This is a genomic window from Kitasatospora sp. NPDC058048 (assembly GCF_042885555.1).
Taxonomy (GTDB): Bacteria; Actinomycetota; Actinomycetes; order Streptomycetales; family Streptomycetaceae; genus Kitasatospora; species Kitasatospora lactacystinica.
This window is the reverse complement of record NZ_JBHVRT010000011.1, coordinates 110,533-128,222: the sequence shown is the minus strand read 5'-3', so window position 1 is coordinate 128,222 and position 17,690 is coordinate 110,533. Positions and strand designations below refer to the sequence as shown.

The following is a 17,690-nucleotide window of genomic DNA, read 5'->3' as shown; positions in this document are numbered from 1 at the left end:
AGGATCGGTCCGTGCCCGCCCCCCAGCCCCGCGCCGCCGCCGCGCCCGTGCCTGCCCCCGGGCCCGCGCCCGGCCCCCGCCGCCGTCTGCTCGTCCTGGCGATCTGCTGCCTGAGCCTGTTCATTGTCGGCCTCGACAACACCGTGGTGAACATCGCCCTGCCGGTGATCCAGCGGGACCTGGGCGCCCCGGCGTCCGGGCTGCAGTGGATCATCGACGCCTACACCCTGGTGCTGGCCTCGCTGTTGATGCTGTTCGGCTCGGTGGCCGACCGCTTCGGTCGCCGCCGGGTGTTCCAGACCGGGCTGGTCTGCTTCGCGCTCGGCTCGCTGCTGTGCAGCCAGGCGACGAGCCTGGGCTGGTTGGTGGCCTTCCGGGCGCTCCAGGCGGTGGGCGGCTCGATGCTCAACCCGGTGGCGATGTCGATCATCACCAACACCTTCACCGACCCGAAGGAGCGGGCCCGGGCGATCGGCGTCTGGGGCGGCGTGGTCGGCATTTCGATGGCGCTCGGCCCGCTGCTCGGCGGTTTCCTGGTGGACGGCGCGGGCTGGCCGTCGATCTTCCTGATCAACGTCCCGGTGGCGCTCGCCGCCATCGCGCTGACCGCCCGCTTCGTGCCCGAGTCCCGGGCGCCCCGGGCGCGCCGGCTGGACCCGGTCGGGCAGCTGCTGATGATCGTGCTGCTCGGCTGCGGCACCGCCGCGATCATCGAGGGGCCGGCCAACGGCTGGACGTCCCCGCTGATCCTCGCGCTGGCCTCCACCGCCGGGGCCGCGCTGATCGCCTTCCCGCTCTGGGAGCGCCGGGTGGCCGAGCCGCTGGTGGACCCGAGGTTCTTCGCCAGCGCGCCGTTCACCGGCGCCACCGTCACCGCGGTCTGCGCCTTCGCCGCGCTCGGCGGCTTCCTCTTCCTCAACACCCTCTACCTCCAGGACGTCCGCCACTACGGCCCGGTCGAGGCCGGCCTGTGGACGCTGCCGATGGCCGGGATGATGCTGGTCTGCGCGCCGCTGTCCGGGCGGATCGTCGCGAGCCGGGGCCCGCGCCTGCCGCTGGTCGCGGCCGGGCTCGGCCTCGCCGCGAGCGGGCTGCTGCTGACCCGGCTCGCCGCCGACTCCCCGCCCGCCCTGCTGCTGGCCGCGTACGGGCTGTTCGGCTTCGGCTTCGGCATGGTCAACGCGCCGATCACCAACGCCGCGGTGTCCGGCATGCCGCGCGCCCAGGCGGGCGTGGCGGCCGCGGTCGCCTCGACCAGCCGTCAGATCGGCCAGTCGCTGGGTGTGGCGGTGATCGGCACGGTCGTCGCCTCGGCCGTGGTCGGGCCGGTCGCGACCGGCTTCGCCCGGGCCAGCCACGCCGGCTGGTGGATCCTGGTCGGCCTCGGCGGCGCCGTCCTCGTCCTGGGCCTGGTCACCACCACGGCCTGGGCGAGCGCGACGGCCGCCCGGGTGGCCGCCCGCCTCGGCGCCGAGGCGCCGTCCGTCCGGTCCGGTGTACGGGAGGCGCCGCCCGAGCGGCTACCATGACCACTACGGCGGAAGAGCCGGCCGGGCGGTCGCGACGGGTCCCAGACCCGCCGAGGAACGTCCGGGCTCCACAGAGCAGGGTGGTGGGTAACGCCCACCCGGGGTGACCCGCGGGACAGTGCCACAGAAAACAGACCGCCCACCGCTTTTCGTGGTGGGTAAGGGTGAAACGGTGGTGTAAGAGACCACCAGCGACCGGGGTGACCCGGCCGGCTAGGTAAACCCCACCTGGAGCAAGGTCAAGATCGGTGCCCTCGGGCACCGTGCGCGGATGTTTGAAGGCTGCTCGCCCGAGTCCGCGGGTGGACCGCACGAGGCTGTCGGCAACGGCAGCCCTAGATGGATGGCCGCCTCCCCGGGCCGCGCAAGCAACCCGGGAGACAGAACCCGGCGTACAGGCCGACTCTTCCGCCCCTTTCCCTCCCCGCCGTCCGGCGCGGGGCCCCGCCGGGTCAGGCGGGGCGGGCGCCGACGGCGTCGCGGATCTGGTCGCCGAGACCGCCGTTGACGCGGGCGCAGTTGGCGCAGCAGAAGAACATGCCGGCGACTTCGACGCCGTGGCCGACGATGCGCACGTCGCACTGTTCGCAGCGCGGGGCGAGCTTCTCCATCGCGCACTCGAAGCTGTCGAAGGTGTAGGTGTCGCCGGTGACCGTCTTGATCTCGAAGGCCAGCCAGTAGTCGTTGCCGCAGGTGACGCAGATGGCCATGGCGGCCGTCTCCTTCCGGTGGGGCCGTCCCGGCGGGGCGGCTCGTCTCCCAGTGTCGAAGGCCCGGTCGGCGGCGGCCACCCGGGGCGAGCGGCGGGGGCTCAGGCGGAGCGGGCGGAGAGGTCCTCCAGGGCGCGGACGGCGCGGTCGGCGTCGTCGGCGGCGACGAACAGGTGGTCGTGGTGGAAACCGGCCACCACGTTGCAGCTGATGCCCTCCTCGGCGAGCCGGCCGGACACCGCGGCGGTCAGCCCGACGGCCTCCAGCGCCGAGTGGATCCGCAGGGTGATCCAGGCCGCCACGTACTCGTAGCGCAGCCCGAGCGCGTCCGCCTCCTCCTGGGCGACCACCATCGTCACCCCCTCGGGCTCGGCGACGGTCACCACCGGCCGCATGCCGGCGGGCACCCGGGCGGGGAGCGTGCAGTAGACGTACCGCCCCGGGTTGAGCTGCGGGCTCATTGCGCGCAGCAGCGTCGCGAGGTCTCGTTCTGCGGCCATGCCCGCCACCGTAGCGGCTGGACGGGGGATGCGTCGTGCTCCGTGGGCGTGTCGGAATCCGTTGACGAGCGACAGTCACCGATATATCGTCGAGCTATCGAGACAGTAACTCGACTGCCTCGTCGAACCGTGGAGACGGAGGTGGGCGCGATGCGCTCGGAAGGTCAAGGAATGCGATTCCGCTGGGAAGGCCCGCGCGGAGGCGGCCCGGGCGGCGGCCGGCGCCGCGGCCCGGGCCCGGAGTTCCGGGGGATGCCCGGGGAGGGCGTCGAGGGCCGGGAGGCGTTCGGCGGGTTCGGCCCGCCGTTCGGCGGCGGCGGCCCCGGCCGGCCGATGGGCGGCCCGTTCGGGCACGGCTTCGGCGGTCACGGCGGCCGGCGCGGAGGTCCGCACGGGCGGCGCGGCGGGCGGGCCCGGCGCGGTGACGTCCGGGCCTCGCTGCTGGCGCTGCTCAAGGAGCGGCCGATGCACGGCTACGAGATGATCGCCGAGATCACTGAGCGGACCGGAGGGGCCTGGCGGCCCAGCCCGGGGTCGATCTACCCCAACCTCCAGCTGCTGGAGGAGGAGGGCCTGATCACGGCGCAGGAGGTCGGCGGCAAGCGGCTGGTCTCGCTCACCGACGCGGGCCGGGCCGAGGCCGACGCCGGGCCGGCCGAACCGTGGGCGGAGGCCGGCCGGGAGGTCGACTGGGAGGCCGTCCAGGAGGTCGGCCAGGCACTCGCCGCCGTCGACCAGGCGATCCGGCAGGTCATGGCCACCGGCACCGAGGCGCAGCGCGCCAAGGGCCTGACCGTACTGACCGAGGCCCGCAAGAAGCTGTACCTCATCCTCGCCGAGGACGACTGACCGGCCCGGGGGGAGAAGCCGGGAAAGAACCCGCGGGGGGCGCCGCCGGGCAGCCCGCCGGGGAACGGGACGGGCGGTGCCGCTGCCCGGGCGGTCCGGGGGAGGGCCGTACGGGCCTCGCGGGGCTCACGGGCCTCACGGGCTTCACGGCCGGACCGTGAACAGCGCCACGGACACCAGCAGCAGCACCACCCAGCCGAACCAGAGCCAGGCGTTCGGCCCGATGGCCACGCTGTAGAGGCACACCACCAGGAGCAGCACCCCGGTGACGCCGGCGACCTGCCGGTTGTGGTGCTCCACCGCCCGGGAGCGGCTCCTCGGGTGCCGAACCGTCCTCGCCATGCCGACCTCCCCAGGAGGCGAACGAAGGGCAACGCAGGGCAACAGGGGCAAGACAGGGCGACGCGGGGCGACGGCGAAGCGCGCGGCTCGTCAGCCGGAGGCGCGGACGGTGGCCGCCTCGTCGTACTCGTAGCGCCAGAACCAGCTCAGGCCCCGAACCTGCTTGCTCCGGACGTACACCAGTGTGCGCGCGGTGGCCTCGCCGTGCGCGGGGACCGGAACCTTGTACTTCTTGGGCACGCCGAGCATCGGCCCCAGGGGGATGGGCAGGATCGTCCCGTCCAGGGGGCCGCCGACGAATTCGGTGTCCGCGCTCTTCATCCCCCCAGGGTCTCACCTCCGCGCCGGACCGGGACCGGGACCAGGGCCGGGGCCGTGCCCGGGGCGCCGCACGGGGTGCCGGCGGGGGAGCGCCGGGGCGACCGGGGGCTCCCGGACGGGAGGGCGGGCGGGACGTCGCGTGCGAGCGGCGTGCCGGGAGTGTGCCCGGGGTGCGCCCGTGGGCGTCACCGCGAGTGTGACCGGAGAGGCACCGCCCCCGGTCATCCGGAGGCCCTCCGCACCCTTATCCTTCCTGTTACGCCCTCGGGGTCCACCCGGGTCAGCGGGCCCGTACGGGCCGGGCGAGGCGCGAATCCGCGCGCCCTCCGGCCGATTTGGCGCGGACAGCGTGCTGCCGCGACTGCGTACCGTGACCCGGGCGTCGGCCGCCCGGTGACCCCGGTCCACGGCCGGCAGGGCGCGGACGTCAGGGCCGAGCACCCCGGGAAGCAGTCGGGGGCGCCGTGCGTTGCGTCGAGTGGTACGTCGAACGCTGTGTCGCACCAGGCACGGCAGTTGCGCGGAAGGGGCCCGATGGAAGCCGGCAGCAGGTGGACGACCTGGTGGCAGAAGCGTGAACGTCAGCGGGCGGGGGGCGCCGACGACCCGGCCGCCGGACTCGATCAGCTGCTCGGCGCCGCGCGCGCCGGATTCCCGCTCGCGCCCGCCGCCCACCCGGCCGGCTACCGGTGCTCCTGCGACCGGGTGGCGTGCCCGGCCCCCGCCCAGCACCCGGTGTCCTTCGCCTGGCAGACCCAGGCCACCACCGACCCCGAGCAGCTCTCCCGCTGGCTCGCCCGCGACCCGCAGGCCAACTTCATCACCGCCACCGGCCGGGTGCACGACGTGCTGGACGTCCCGGCGGAGGCCGGACGGCTGGCGCTGGAGCGGCTGACCGCACTGGGCGTCGAGGGCCCGGTCGCCGCCGTCGGCGAGGACCGCTACCTGTTCTTCACCGCCACCCGCGGCACCCCGCAGGACGAGGACGAGTGGTGGCCGAGCGCGCTCGACTCCACCCCGGACACCATGTCCGAGCACCCCGGCCTGCGCTGGCACTGCCGCGGCTCGTACACCCTGCTGCCGCCGGCCGCGCTGCCGGACGGCTCCCACGTGAGGTGGCTGCGCGGGCCCGAGCAGCCACTGCCGGACCCGCTGCGGGTACTGGACGTGCTCACCGACGCCTGCACCGAGGTGGGCGCCGTCGCCGAGGAGCAGTGGCTGATCGGCTAGGGCGCCCACCGGGCGGCGCGGCTCACGCCGGCCGCGCCCCGGTCACGGCAGGGTGAGGATCTCCGCACCGTCCGCCGTGACCACCAGGGTGTGCTCGAACTGGGCGGTGCGCTTGCGGTCCTTGGTGACGACCGTCCAGCCGTCCTCCCAGATCTCGTAGTCGTAGGTGCCCAGGGTCAGCATCGGCTCGATGGTGAAGGTCATGCCCGGCTTGATCACCTCGGTGGCCCGCTCGCTGTCGTAGTGCGGGATGATCAGGCCGGAGTGGAACGACGTGTTGATGCCGTGTCCCGTGAAGTCCCGCACCACGCCGTACCCGAAGCGCTTGGCGTAGGACTCGATGACCCGCCCGATGACGTTGATCTGACGACCCGGCTTGACCGCCTTGATCGCCCGGGCGAGGGATTCCCGGGTGCGCTCGACCAGCAGCCGGGACTCCTCGTCCACGTCACCGACCAGGTAGGTGGCGTTGAGGTCGCCGTGCACCCCGTGGATGTACGCGGTGGCGTCGATGTTGACGATGTCGCCGTCCTGGAGCACGGTCGAGTCCGGGATGCCGTGGCAGATCACCTCGTTGATCGAGGTGCAGACGGACTTGGGGAAGCCCCGGTAGCCGAGGTCGGACGGGTAGGCGCCGTGGTCGCACATGTAGGCGTGGGCGACGGCGTCCAGCGCGTCGGTGGTGACGCCGGGGGCGATCAGCTTGGCCGCCTCCTCCATCGCCCGGGCGGCGATCCCGCTCGCGATCCGCATCTTCTCGATCGTCTCGGCGGTCTGCACCTCGGGCCCGGTGTACGGCGTCGGCGCGGACTTGCCGACGTACTCGGGGCGCGCGATGTGCGCCGGGACCTTGCGGGTGGGGGACTGGATGCCGGGTACGAGAGCCATGCCGCGAGTCTAGTCGCCGGTCCCCGGGGCCCCGGGGGGTGTGCGGCCCGGGCCGGGGCGGGGAATGATCGGTACCGACCCATCCTTCTGGCCTTCTGAACGGGAGAGCGCCATGCCCCTCGGATTCAACCGCAAGCCGACCGGCAAACCCGGCGAGTGGTTCTACTGCATCAAGCACAACAAGGTCGAAGAGGGCCCGGAGTGCCCGGCGAAGGACCGCCTGGGCCCGTACGCCACCCCCGAGGAGGCCGCCCAGGCGCTGCGCATCGCCGACGAGCGCAACCGCGAGTGGCAGAACGACCCGCGCTGGAGCGACAAGCCGAAGGACGACGCCGAGTAGCCGGCCCGGTGGGCTCGTCACGCCGTCGGGGCGGCCTCCCGTTCGGTGCGTTCGTGCTCGGCGCGGACGGCGGCGGCGTGGGGGTCGGTGCGGTCGTCGTAGCCGAGCAGCTTCGGGAGGGCGGCGGCGACCGCGAGCACGGCGACCACGCAGGCGACGCCGCCGGCCCAGACGGCGGCGCGCACGCCGACCAGCCCGGCCATGGTGCCGGCCCGGACCTGGCCGAGCTGCGGGCCGACGGAGTAGCTGAGCAGTTCGACGCCGGCCATCCGCCCGCGCAACTCGTCGGGGATGGACTGGTTCCACATGGTCGAGCGGGCGAGCCCGCTGATCTCGTCGGCGCCGCCGGCCAGCGCCAGGCCGAGCAGCACCAGCCCGATGTGCTCGGACAGTCCGGCGAGCGCCATCGCCGCGCCCCAGCCGACGGCGGCGGCCACCAGCAGCCGCCCGTGCCGGTGGACGCGGGAGGTCCAGCCGCTGGTGGCGCCGACCAGCAGGGCGCCGAGGGCGGAGGCGGCGTACATCGGGCCGAGCGCCCAGTCCGCCCCCAACTCCGAGGCCAGGAAAGGGAAGACGGCCACCGGGTAGGCGAACAGCATGGCGCAGACGTCGATCGCGTAGGTGCCGAGCAGGTCCTTGCGGCTCCAGGCGTAGCGGACGCCGGTCAGCACCGCCCGGACGGACGGCCGTTCGGCACCGGTGGGCGGCGGCACCGCCTTGATCCGGACGAGCAGCAGCAGCGAGACCGCGAAGGTGAGGATGTCCAGCGCGTACGCGGTCTGCACCCCGGCGAAGGCCACCACGACCCCGGCCAGCGCGGGGCCGGCCACCGAAGCGGCGTTGTGGTACAGCGACTTGAGGGCGAACGCGGCGGTCAGGTGCTGGTGCGGGACGATCCGCGGGGTGAGCGAGTCCAGGGCCGGGCGCTGGAGGCCGTCGGCGGCCGCGACCAGTGCGGCGACCAGGTAGATCGGCCAGACCAGCGGGTTCGGCAGCAGGGCGTTGAGCAGCAGCAGCCCGGCCAGCAGGCCGAGCGCGGCCTCGGCGCGCAGCACCAGCCTGCGGCGGTCCAGGGCGTCGGCGAGGGCGCCGCCCCAGAGACCGAAGACGATCAGCGGGACGAGTTCGACGGCGCCGATCAGCCCGACCGCGAAGGAGGAGCCGGTGAGCTCCTTGATCTGCATCGGCACGGCGACGAAGGTCAGGAAGCTGCCGAAGCTGGTGACGCAGCCGGAGGTCCACAGGTAGCGGAAGTCGCGGGAGGCGCGCCAGGGTGCCAGGTCGGGCGTCAGCGATCGCAGCAGCCTCCGGGCGCGCCCGGGCACGGCGGGACGCGGGGGTTCGTCGACGTTCACGAACCGTCATCCTCGGACGGCGGTCACCGCTTCCGCAAAGGATTTTCGGCCCGTCGGCGGACGGGACGCGCGCACCGGTGGCTCGGGCGCCCGGTTCACCAGCGGCTGATCGCGGGCGTCGAGGTCAGCCGTTCGGCGAGTCGGGCGAGCCGGTCCCGGACGGAGCGGCGGTCGGTCCGCTGTCCGGCGGCGACGCTGACCAGGTGCTGGGCGAGGTCGAAGGGGCCCTCGGCGGCGGTGCCGACGGCCAGCCGCTCGTGCGCGAGCTCGCCGAGGCCACCGGAGCCGTCAGGCCCACCGGGCCCCCCGGGCCCCCCGGGCCCACCCGCGCCGCCGGCCGCCCCGGGCCCGGCCGGGGCGCCGCCGTCCAGCGCGAGCACGGTCGCGCCGCGCCGCCGGGCGTCCTGCACCCGCTCCAGCAGCGGGGCGCCGGCCGCCTCCGGGACCACCACCAGCACGGTGTCGCCGCGCCCGGCCCCGGTGAGCCGTCGCAGGTCGTGCAGCAGGTGGGCGGGGGCGCCGGCCGGCGGGCTGTGCCGCAGCAGGGTGGGCGCCAGCCGGGGGATGTCCGACCACGCGGCCTCGTCGTCCAGGTGGGCGGCCAGGTGCCAGGGCTCGTACGCCTCGGTGCCGACCAGCAGCAGCCCGCTCGCCCCGCGCCGTTCCACCGAGCGGCGCAGCGCCCCGGCGAAGCCGCCGACCGCCTCCAGCCAGCCCGTTCCCGTCAGCCGTTCCCGGAGTGCCGAAACTCTCACCGCGTCCATGCGGGCCAGGATGTCCCGCCGGGCCGGGGATTTGGCAGGATCGGCCCATGACTTCCCTCGATTCAGCGACAAACCCGGCCCACGAGGTGCCGGACGTCTCGCAGCTGGTGGTCGGTGTCCTCGGCGGCACCGGCGACCAGGGGCGGGGACTGGCCCTGCGGCTGGCCAAGGCCGGCCAGCAGGTGCTCATCGGCTCCCGTGACGCCGCCCGTGCCGAGGCCTCGGCGGCGGAGCTGGGCCTCGGCGTGCGCGGCGCCGACAACGCCGCCGTCGCCCGGGAGAGCGACGTGGTGATCATCGCGGTCCCGTGGGACGGCCACGCCGCCACCCTGACCGCGTTGCGCGAGGAGCTCACGGGCAAGATCGTCGTCGACTGCGTCAACCCGCTGGGCTTCGACAAGCAGGGCGCGTACGCGCTGAAGCCGGAGGAGGGCAGCGCCGCCGAGCAGGCCGCCGCCCTGCTGCCGGACTCCCGGGTCACCGCCGCGTTCCACCACCTCTCGGCGGTGCTGCTCCAGGACGAGTCGGTGGAGAGCATCGACACCGACGTCATGGTGCTCGGCGACGACCGGGACGCCACCGACGTCGTGCGGGGCCTGGCCGGCCGCATCCCCGGGATGCGCGGCATCTACGCGGGCCGGCTGCGCAACGCCCACCAGGTGGAGTCGCTGGTCGCCAATCTGATCTCGGTCAACCGCCGCTACAAGGCCCACGCGGGCCTGCGGATCACCGACGTCTGACCGGCGGGGGCCGTGTCGACCTCACCCCTGGACCGGCTCCGGAGGTGAGGTCGGCGACAATGGGTGGCGGCCGTGACCCGGCCGCCCGCACCCGTTCTAGGAGCCTCCCGCCATGCCTCGCACGTCCCTCTTCGCCCTGGCCGCCGTCGTCCTCGCGCTCGTGGCCCTGGTGGTCTCGCTGGTCCAGGGCTTCTGGCTGGGCCTGATCTGGCTGCCGCTGGCCGGCGTGGCCAGCAACGTGCTGTGGATGGACCGCCGCCGGGCCCGGATCGCCGCGGCGGCCGCCGAGCAGGGCTGAGGCCCTGCCCGCGGTCCCCGGAGGAGCTAGTTCTTCCAGAAGCTGAACAGGTACCGGCCGAGCGTGGCGTAGTCCTGGTCCACGCCGAACAGGGTCATCAGGCCGTGGACGATCCCGAAGAAGAACTGGTTCACCTGGGGCTGCCACAGCAGCGCGAACACCGCGAGCATCCCGTACGGCGCGAACGGCTCGACCGCGCGCCGGGTCTTGTAGGACAGCCAGGGCTCGACGATCCCGTAGCCGTCCAGTCCGGGCACCGGCAGCAGGTTCAGCACGGCGGCGCTCAGCTGGAGGAAGCCGAGGAAGCCCAGCGCGCCGGAGAACGGCGAGATGGTCAGCTCGTAGCCGTTCCAGAACGCGTGCACGGTCGGGTCGTCCAGCCAGCCCGCGCCGATCGGGATCAGCAGCGCCGCCGCGATGAGCAGGTTGACCAGCGGACCGGCCGCCGAGATCAGGCTGTGCTTGAGCCGGCCCTGGACGCGGTGCCGCTCGATCCAGACCGAGCCGCCGGGCAGGCCGATGCCGCCGAGGATCACGAAGACGATCGGCAGCACGAAGCTGAGCAGCACGTTGGCGTACTTCAGCGGGTTGAGCGTGAGGTAGCCCTTGGCCCCGACGGTGATGTCGCCGCCGTGCAGCGCGGTGCGCGCGTGGGCGTACTCGTGCAGGCAGAGGGAGACCATCCAGCCCGCGACCACGAACAGGAACACCCCGAACGAGGCGTTGCCGTAACCCTGGTACACCGCCCAGCCGGAGGTGCCGAGGACGGCGAGGAGCGCCCAGAACACCGGGCTGATCCGGCGGTCCTCGCTGCGGGAGCGCGGCGTGGCGGCGAAGGTCATGGTCTGGGTGCTCCGTGGGGAGGGGAAGGCGGGCGGGCGCGGGCGGGTCGATCATGCCGGGCGGGCCGGTGACCGGACAAGCCGTCCCGGGTGAACGTCCGGGCGCGCGGTGGCGTTCCACCCTACGTGCCGGGGCCGGGAGGGGCCCAGCACAATTGTGCGGCCCTTCCCCCGGGCATCGACCAGAATGGTGCGGTGCACTACGGCATCCTCGGGACGACGACGGCCCACCACGACGACGGCACGCCGGTAGCGATCGGCGGCGCCCGGCTGCGGGCCCTGCTCACCGCCCTGGCCCTGCGGCAGGGCCGGCCGGTGCCGGCCGACCTGCTGGTGGACGAGGTGTGGGAGGCCGAGCCGCCGCAGGACTCCTCCGCCGCGCTCCAGACCCTGGTCGGCCGGCTGCGCCGCACCATCGGCCGGGACGAGGTCGGCTCCGGCCCGGCCGGGTACTGGCTGACCGGCCCGGCCACCGACCTCGCCGACTTCCAGCGGCTGACCGGTGAGGGCCGCCGCGCCCTGGACGCCGGGGACCACGCGCTCGCGGCCGAGCGGCTGCGCGCCGCCCTGGCCCTGTGGCGCGGCCCCGCGCTCGCCGACCTGCCGGACCGCACCGGACCGGCCGTCCGGCTGGAGGCCCAGTACGAGGAGGCCCGGCGCCACCGGATCACCGCGGACCTCGGCCTCGGCCGGGCCGCCGAGCTGATCGCCGAACTGGCCGAGCTGTGCGAACGGCAGCCGCTGGACGAGCCGTTGCAGCTGCTGATGATTCGGGCGCTGCACGAGGGCGGGCGGACGGCCGAGGCGCTGCGCCACTACGAGCGGACCAGGCGCGCCCTGGCCGACGAGCTCGGCGTCGACCCGGGGCGCGGACTCCGTTCCCTGTACGCCGAGTTGCTCGCTCCGACGGACCCGACGGACCTGACGGACCCGGCGTCCCCGGTGGTCCCGGCGGACCCGGCGTCCCCGGCGGCCCAGGAGGGGCGGAACCCGGATCCCGCCCCCGCCGCCACCCCCGCCCCCGCGGCGCCCCAACTCCCGCGCCCCGGCGGCAACCTGCGCGGCCGGCTGACCAGCTTCGTCGGCCGCGAGGACGATCTCGCTTCGCTGCGCGCGATGCTGACGGACCGTCGACTGGTGACCCTGACCGGCCCCGGCGGCTCCGGCAAGACCAGCCTCTCGACCGAGGCCGGCCGCGCCGAGCAGTCCGCCGGACGCTGGCCGGACGGCGTCTGGGTGGCCGAACTCGCCCCGCTGGAGAGCCCGGACGCGGTGCCCGCCGCCGTGGTCTCGGCGCTCGGCCTGCGCGAGATCGTGCTGCACAGCACCAGCATGGTCGCCGAGGTGATCGAGAAGCGGGCCGAGGACCCGCTGCGCCGGCTGGTCGAGCACTGCGGCCACCGCCGGATGCTGCTCGTCCTGGACAACTGCGAGCACCTGATCCAGGCGGCCGCCGACCTCGCCGACGTCCTGCTCGCCGAGTGCCCCGGGCTGACGGTGCTCGCCACCAGCCGCGAGCCGCTGGGCGTGCCGGGGGAGACGGTGCTGCCGGTGGAGCCGCTGCCCGACCCGGTCGCGCTGCGGCTGTTCGTCGAGCGCGCGGCCGCCGCCCGTCCCGGCTTCGACCCGCAGGGCGACCCGGAGGCGTGCGCCGAGATCTGCCGCCGGCTGGACGGGCTGCCGCTGGCCATCGAACTGGCCGCCGCCCGGCTGCGGGTGATGACGGCGCGCCAGATAGCCGACCGGCTGGACGGCCGGTTCGCGCTGCTCACCGCGGGCAGCCGCACCCTGCTGCCGCGCCAGCAGACGCTGCGCGCGGTGGTCGACTGGAGCTGGGACCTGCTGGGCAAGCGGGAGCGGGCGGTGCTGCGCCGGCTCGCGGTGTTCGCGGGCGGCTGGCAGCTGGAGGACGCCGAGGCGGTCTGCGCCGACGGCGTCGAGGTGGCCACCGGCGAGGTCGCCGACCTGCTGCTGTCGCTGGTCGACAAGTCCCTGCTGGTGGCCGACCTGGACGGGGCCAGCCTGCCGCGCTACCGGATGCTGGAGACCATCCACGAGTACGCGACCGAGCGCCTGGCCGCGTCCGCCGCCGAGCGCGCCGCCACCGAGGCCCGTCACCTGGCGCACTTCCGCACCATGATCTCGGTCGCGGACACGCAGATCCACGGCCCCCGGCAGCTGCACTGGCTGGCGGTGCTGGAGCGCGAGCAGGACAACATTCGCGCGGCGCTGCGCCGGGCGATCGACCTGCGGGACGAGGAGCAGGCGCTGCTGCTTGCCGTCGGCATGAGCTGGTACTGGTCGCTGCGCGGCTACAGCATGGAGGCGCGCACCTGGTACACCGCGGTCGGCGCGCTCGGCCCGGACCCGTTCGGCCCGGACGCCCCGCGGGCGGTGCCGCTGGAGCACAGTGTGTTCGCGTACGAGCTGCCGCTGTCCGCGCCGGTGGTCGAGGAGGCCCGCCGGCTGCTCGCGATGTTCCGGCTGATCGGGCTGTTCGAGGGCAACCTGGAGGTTCTCGGCGACCCGGAGGCGGTCGAGGTCGCCCAGCGGCTGATGGACGCCTACACCCCGGACCTGCCGCAGTCCTACCGCTTCCCGGCGCTGATGCGGGTGTTCGGCGCGTTCCTGGCCGGCCGCCTGGAGGTGATGAAGGACCTGCTGGACGACGCCGTGCTCGGCTGCGAGCGGCACGGCGGGCCGAGCGACCTGGCGTTCATCCTGCAGGTGCGGGCCAGGATGCTGAACGACTGGCCGAGCGGCGCGGAGCAGAGCATCGTGGACGGCAAGCGCTCGCTGGAGCTGTACGAGCGGGCGGGCAACCTCTGGGGGATCTCCCAGGCGCTGGCGGCGCACGGCGAGTCGCTGGCCAACCGGGGCGAGTCCGCGGCCGCCGCGGAGGCGTACGAGCGGGCGATCGGGCTGGTCGAGGAGCTGGGGGCGCCGCTGGAGGTGCCGATCCTGCGGGTGAATCTGGGCACCGCCCTGCTGGAGCACGACGTGGACCGCGGCGAGCGGGTCGTCCGGGAGGCACTGGCCTCGATCGAGACCCCGGGACTCAACCAGTCCACCACCGGGGCCCTGATGTTCGGCCACCTGACGCTCTGCGGCCTGCACGCCCAGCGCGGCGAGTTCGAGCTGGCGCTGGCCGAGCTGGACGAGCTGGACACGGTCCGGGTCGGCGGTTTCGCGCCGAGCCTGGTGACCGGGATGCTGCTGAGCGCCCGGGGCTGGATCACGGCCCGGGCCGGCGATCCGGAGGCGGGGTTCGAGATGCTGCGCGACGGCTGGCGGCAGCTGCGGGCGGTGACGGCGGCGAGCGGCTTCGCCGAGCACATGACGGTCATGGTGGTGCCCGCGGTGACGGCGGTGCTGTGCAGTTTCGCCGGGCGCGACGGGGACCTGGAGCGGGCCCGGGCGGCGGCCGTGCTGATGGGCGCGCACGGCGGGCTGAACGGCCCCAAGGGCGGCTACCTGGAGCGGTCCGAGCGGGCGCGCACGGAGGCCGTCCTGCGGGAGGTGATGGGCGACGCCGAGTACGAGGAGGCCCGGGACGGCGGGGTCGGGACGTCCCAGGAGCAGGCCTTCGAGCTGCTGGAGGGGCTGATCGGCTAGCCCCGGACTCCCCGGACTCCCCGGACTCCCCGGACCCCGCGGACCCCGCGGACTTCCCGGACTCCGCGGGCCCGTGCGGCCGGCGCCCGTCCCCCGGTCACCGGCCGCACGGGCCCGTTCCGCGGCCGGCGCCCGTCCCCCGGTCACCGGCCGCACGGGCCCGTTCCGCGGCCGGCGCCTGTCCCGGGCGGCCGGCCGTTCTCGTCCGCCGGCCCTCCCCGGCGGGAGTCGAGGGGGAGCCGACGGCGGTCGTGGGGTCAGGTCCGCTTGCGGAACCGGGCGACCGCCAGCGGGGCGAAGATCGCGGTGACGGCGGCCGACCAGACCAGCACGATCATCACCGGGTGGGCCACCGGGCCCTCGCCGTTGAGCAGCGAGCGGGAGGCGTCGGCCAGCGCCGACAGCGGGTTGACCTCGGTGAAGGACTTCAGCCAGCCCGGCATGGTGTCGGGCCTGGCGAAGATCGAGCTGCCGAACTGCATCGGCATCAGGACCAGCATGGCCACGCCCTGGACGGCCTGGGCGCTGCGCAGGGCCATGCCCAGCAGCATCGAGATCCAGACGATCGACATGCCGAACACCAGGGCCAGGCCGATGGTGGCCAGCACCTCCAGCGGTCCGGTCCGCACCTCGAAGCCGATGCACATCGCGAAGCCGATCAGGATCGCGAAGGAGAGCAGTCCGCGCAGGGTCTCGGCGACGATCTTGGACAGCAGGACCGAGGCCCGGCCGATCGGCAGGGTGCGGAAGCGGTCCATCACGCCGGTCTGGAAGTCGCTGTTGAGGCCGGTGCCGACGGCCATCGCGAGGGTGAGGCCGGTCTGTCCGAGCAGGCCGGGGATCAGGTACTGCTTGTAGTCGTCCTGGTTGCCGGCCATCGCGCCGCCGAAGACGTAGACGAACAGCACGGTGAAGATGATCGGCATCAGCACGGCGTCGAACATCGACTCCGGGTCGGCCTTGATCCGCATCAGGTTGCGCCGGGTCAGCGCGCCGACGTGGCGCAGGGTGCCGGCCAGGCCGATCCGGGAATCCTCCGCCGGCGGCCGGGTGTCCCGGGCCCGGGGCGGGGTGAGCGTGGCGGTGGTCATGCGACGGGCTCCTTGGCGAGGCTGGGGGCGGGCACCGCGGCGGAGGCGGGCTTGCCGGTGATGGCGAGGAAGACCTCGTCCAGGCTGGGCACCTTGGTGTCGATGCCGGCGACGGCGAAGCCGCGGGTGCCGAGCACCCCGATCACCGCGGTCAGCTGCTCCTCGCCGGTGATCGGCACCGCGAGCAGGCCGGTGTCGGCGGAGAAGGTGGCGTTGAGGATGCCGCTCTGGTGCAGGCAGCGGGCCATCTCGGGCAGCTCGGCCGGGTCGGCCGGGCGGACCTGGAGGGTCTGGCCGCCGACCTTGGCCTTGAGCTCGGAGACGGCGCCGTTGGCGATCACCCGGCCGCGGTCGATGACGGTCAGCTCGTTCGCGAGCTGCTCCGCCTCCTCCATGTACTGGGTGGTCAGCAGCACGGTGCTGCCCTCGGCGACCATGCGCTGCACCTCGTCCCAGACCTCGTTGCGGGTGCGCGGGTCCAGGCCGGTGGTGGGCTCGTCCAGGTAGAGCACCCGGGGGCGGCCCATCATGCTGGCGGCCAGGTCGAGGCGGCGGCGCATGCCGCCGGAGTAGGTCTTGGCGGTCCGCTTGGCGGCCTCGGTGAGCGAGAAGCGCTCCAGCAGTTCGGCGGCCCGGGCCCTGGCCTCCTTGCGGGGGAGGTCGAGCAGCCGGCCGATGAGGTAGAGGTTCTCGTACCCGGAGAGCAGCTCGTCCACGGAGGCGTACTGGCCGGTGAGGCCGATCGTGCGGCGCAGCTGCTTGGGCTGGCGCAGCACGTCGTAGCCGCCGACGAACGCGGTGCCGGCGTCCGGCTTGATCAGGGTGGAGAGGACGCGCACCAGGGTGGTCTTGCCCGCGCCGTTGGGGCCGAGCAGGGCGAGGACGGTGCCTTCCTCGACGGTGAGGTCGACCCCGTCGAGGGCCTTGGTCTCGCCGTAGTGCTTGACGATGCCGTGCACCTCCACGGCGTTCCGAGAGGTGGTTCCCCGGTCGTTCGGGGCTGTCGCGATTCGTGTCATGCCCCCAGGGTGTCCGCCCGCGCTGTCAGCTCCCTGTCGGCCGGCGCCGGGCGCTGTCAGGCCGCTGTCACCGGCCGCCGGAGGCGCTCCCCGGCCACCGGACGCGGTCCCGGGTACGGCAGCGGCCCCGGGTACGGCAGCGGCCCCGCTCCGAACCGGAACGGGGCCGCGGGCCGCGAGGAGCGGGCGTCAGTGGAAGCTGTGCTCCGCCGCCGGGAAGGCGCCGGAGCGCACGTCCTCGGCGTACGCCCGGGCGGCGTCGCCGAGGACGGTCCGCAGGTCGGCGTACTGCTTGACGAACTTGGGCACCCGGCCGGCCGTCATGCCGGCCATGTCGGTCCAGACCAGCACCTGGGCGTCGGTGTCCGGTCCGCCGCCGATGCCGACGGTCGGGATCGCCAGCTGCTCGGTGGCCTGGGCGGCCAGCTCGGCCGGGACGGCCTCCAGCACCACGGCGAAGGCGCCCGCCTGCTGGACGGCCTTGGCGTCGCGCAGCAGCTGGTGCGCCGCCTCGTCGCCGCGGCCCTGGACGGGGTAGCCGCCGAGGGCGTGCACGGACTGCGGGGTGAGGCCGATGTGGGCCATCACCGGGACGCCGGCCTCGACCAGCAGCTCGATCGAGCGTGCGCTGCGCTCCCCGCCCTCCAGCTTGACCGCGCCGACCCCGGCCTCCTTCATCAGCCGGGCCGCGTTGTGCATGGCCTGCGCGGGGGACTCCTGGTACGAGCCGAACGGCAGGTCGGCGACGATCATGGCCCGTTCGGTGCCGCGGACGACGGCGGCGGAGAGCATCACCATCTGATCCATGGTCACCGGGACGGTGGTCTCGTAGCCGAGGTGGCAGTTGCCCGCCGAGTCGCCGACCAGCAGCACCGGGATGCCGGCCTCGTCGAACACCCCCGCGGTGAGGGCGTCGTAGGCGGTGAGCATCGACCACTTCTCGCCGCGCTGCTTGGCGGCGGCGAGGTCGCGGACGGTGACACGGCGGTTGGTGACCCCGCCGTAGAGGGTGGCGGTCGACGCCCGGTTCTGGGCAGGCGAAGGCGTAGAAGCGTTCATCGAACGGACTCCTGAAGGGTTGTCGTCTCGTGGCGCCGTACGGCGTCCCCGGATCACCTCCATGCTTGCACGCCCCGGCGCCCGCGCAAAGAGGGGTGCGGGCGTCCCGGTGCGATCCGGGACACACCGGGCGCGCGGGTCACCTCCGCCGGGGTGCGCCGGCGGCCGCCGAATTTGCCCGCTCTTTACGAAACGGAT

18 protein-coding genes and 1 other RNA gene are annotated in these 17,690 nt (G+C 74.2%); 8 read left to right on the top strand and 11 right to left on the bottom strand.

The features are described 5' to 3' along the window. Positions 1–47: 47 nt before the first annotated feature. Positions 48–1,529: a DHA2 family efflux MFS transporter permease subunit gene (locus tag ACFVVA_RS14785; protein WP_387689661.1), complete on the top strand. Its 1,482-nt coding sequence runs from the start codon at positions 48–50 to the stop codon at positions 1,527–1,529. 13 nt (positions 1,530–1,542) lie between these two features. Next, positions 1,543–1,940, top strand: an RNA gene (rnpB, locus tag ACFVVA_RS14780) — RNase P RNA component class A. 41 nt (positions 1,941–1,981) lie between these two features. Here the strand turns inward: rnpB and ACFVVA_RS14775 are convergent. After that, entirely contained in the window at positions 1,982–2,239 is a 258-nt protein-coding gene (locus ACFVVA_RS14775; protein ID WP_359896907.1) for a Prokaryotic metallothionein, read from the bottom strand. A 101-nt stretch (positions 2,240–2,340) separates the two neighbouring features. Continuing rightward, complete coding sequence (locus ACFVVA_RS14770; protein ID WP_359896909.1) at positions 2,341–2,739, bottom strand: ACT domain-containing protein; 399 nt, start codon at positions 2,737–2,739, stop codon at positions 2,341–2,343. Between the two features lie 171 nt (positions 2,740–2,910). Here ACFVVA_RS14770 and ACFVVA_RS14765 point away from each other — a divergent pair, with 171 nt between their 5' ends. Beyond that, the gene (locus tag ACFVVA_RS14765; protein WP_359896911.1) at positions 2,911–3,588 is read left to right on the top strand and encodes a PadR family transcriptional regulator; all 678 of its coding nucleotides are present in this window, start codon (positions 2,911–2,913) and stop codon (positions 3,586–3,588) included. Positions 3,589–3,732: 144 nt separating this feature from the next. On the opposite strand, the gene ACFVVA_RS14760 is transcribed toward ACFVVA_RS14765, so the two are convergent. Together ACFVVA_RS14760 and ACFVVA_RS14755 are read right to left on the bottom strand one after the other, a co-directional pair. Beyond that, positions 3,733–3,930 (bottom strand): hypothetical protein, encoded by a 198-nt coding sequence (locus ACFVVA_RS14760; RefSeq protein ID WP_387689387.1) that lies wholly within the window; start codon positions 3,928–3,930, stop codon positions 3,733–3,735. A gap of 90 nt (positions 3,931–4,020) precedes the next feature. After that, complete coding sequence (locus tag ACFVVA_RS14755; protein ID WP_387689385.1) at positions 4,021–4,251, bottom strand: hypothetical protein; 231 nt, start codon at positions 4,249–4,251, stop codon at positions 4,021–4,023. Between the two features lie 534 nt (positions 4,252–4,785). Here ACFVVA_RS14755 and ACFVVA_RS14750 point away from each other — a divergent pair. After that, entirely contained in the window at positions 4,786–5,481 is a 696-nt protein-coding gene (locus tag ACFVVA_RS14750) for a bifunctional DNA primase/polymerase (RefSeq protein WP_359896917.1), read from the top strand. A 42-nt stretch (positions 5,482–5,523) separates the two neighbouring features. Here the strand turns inward: ACFVVA_RS14750 and map are convergent, their stop codons facing one another. Further along, entirely contained in the window at positions 5,524–6,369 is an 846-nt protein-coding gene (map, locus tag ACFVVA_RS14745; protein ID WP_359896918.1) for a type I methionyl aminopeptidase, read from the bottom strand. Between the two features lie 112 nt (positions 6,370–6,481). Here map and ACFVVA_RS14740 point away from each other — a divergent pair, with 112 nt between their 5' ends. After that, positions 6,482–6,709, top strand: a complete 228-nt coding sequence (locus tag ACFVVA_RS14740) for a hypothetical protein (protein ID WP_359896920.1) — start codon at positions 6,482–6,484, stop codon at positions 6,707–6,709. A gap of 17 nt (positions 6,710–6,726) precedes the next feature. Here the strand turns inward: ACFVVA_RS14740 and ACFVVA_RS14735 are convergent, their stop codons facing one another. Both ACFVVA_RS14735 and ACFVVA_RS14730 read right to left on the bottom strand, forming a co-directional pair. After that, positions 6,727–8,064 carry an MFS transporter gene (locus tag ACFVVA_RS14735; RefSeq protein WP_387689380.1) on the bottom strand — a complete coding sequence of 446 codons (1,338 nt, stop codon included), beginning with the start codon at positions 8,062–8,064 and terminating at the stop codon, positions 6,727–6,729. Positions 8,065–8,159: 95 nt separating this feature from the next. Beyond that, positions 8,160–8,828, bottom strand: a complete 669-nt coding sequence (locus tag ACFVVA_RS14730) for a hypothetical protein (RefSeq protein ID WP_387689377.1) — start codon at positions 8,826–8,828, stop codon at positions 8,160–8,162. Positions 8,829–8,875: 47 nt separating this feature from the next. On the opposite strand from ACFVVA_RS14730, the gene npdG reads away from it, so the two are divergent. Both npdG and ACFVVA_RS14720 read left to right on the top strand, forming a co-directional pair. After that, on the top strand, positions 8,876–9,568 hold the full coding sequence (npdG, locus tag ACFVVA_RS14725; RefSeq protein WP_359896923.1) for an NADPH-dependent F420 reductase: 693 nt from the start codon (positions 8,876–8,878) through the stop codon (positions 9,566–9,568). A gap of 112 nt (positions 9,569–9,680) precedes the next feature. Beyond that, positions 9,681–9,866 carry a hypothetical protein gene (locus tag ACFVVA_RS14720; RefSeq protein WP_359896925.1) on the top strand — a complete coding sequence of 62 codons (186 nt, stop codon included), beginning with the start codon at positions 9,681–9,683 and terminating at the stop codon, positions 9,864–9,866. A gap of 26 nt (positions 9,867–9,892) precedes the next feature. Here the strand turns inward: ACFVVA_RS14720 and ACFVVA_RS14715 are convergent, their stop codons facing one another. Beyond that, positions 9,893–10,708: a site-2 protease family protein gene (locus tag ACFVVA_RS14715; protein ID WP_387689373.1), complete on the bottom strand. Its 816-nt coding sequence runs from the start codon at positions 10,706–10,708 to the stop codon at positions 9,893–9,895. A 195-nt stretch (positions 10,709–10,903) separates the two neighbouring features. Between ACFVVA_RS14715 and ACFVVA_RS14710 the strand changes: the two genes are divergently transcribed. Beyond that, positions 10,904–14,323 (top strand): BTAD domain-containing putative transcriptional regulator, encoded by a 3,420-nt coding sequence (locus ACFVVA_RS14710; protein WP_387689370.1) that lies wholly within the window; start codon positions 10,904–10,906, stop codon positions 14,321–14,323. Between the two features lie 257 nt (positions 14,324–14,580). On the opposite strand, the gene ACFVVA_RS14705 is transcribed toward ACFVVA_RS14710, so the two are convergent. The 3 genes from ACFVVA_RS14705 to panB form a co-directional block, all read right to left on the bottom strand. Continuing rightward, positions 14,581–15,414, bottom strand: a complete 834-nt coding sequence (locus ACFVVA_RS14705) for an ABC transporter permease (RefSeq protein WP_387689367.1) — start codon at positions 15,412–15,414, stop codon at positions 14,581–14,583. Beyond that, complete coding sequence (locus ACFVVA_RS14700) at positions 15,411–16,433, bottom strand: ATP-binding cassette domain-containing protein (protein WP_387689364.1); 1,023 nt, start codon at positions 16,431–16,433, stop codon at positions 15,411–15,413. The genes ACFVVA_RS14705 and ACFVVA_RS14700 overlap by 4 nt, the downstream gene beginning before the upstream one ends. Positions 16,434–16,622: 189 nt before the next feature. Next, the gene (gene panB, locus ACFVVA_RS14695) at positions 16,623–17,492 is read right to left on the bottom strand and encodes a 3-methyl-2-oxobutanoate hydroxymethyltransferase (protein WP_387689361.1); all 870 of its coding nucleotides are present in this window, start codon (positions 17,490–17,492) and stop codon (positions 16,623–16,625) included. Between the last annotated feature and the right edge of the window lie 198 nt (positions 17,493–17,690).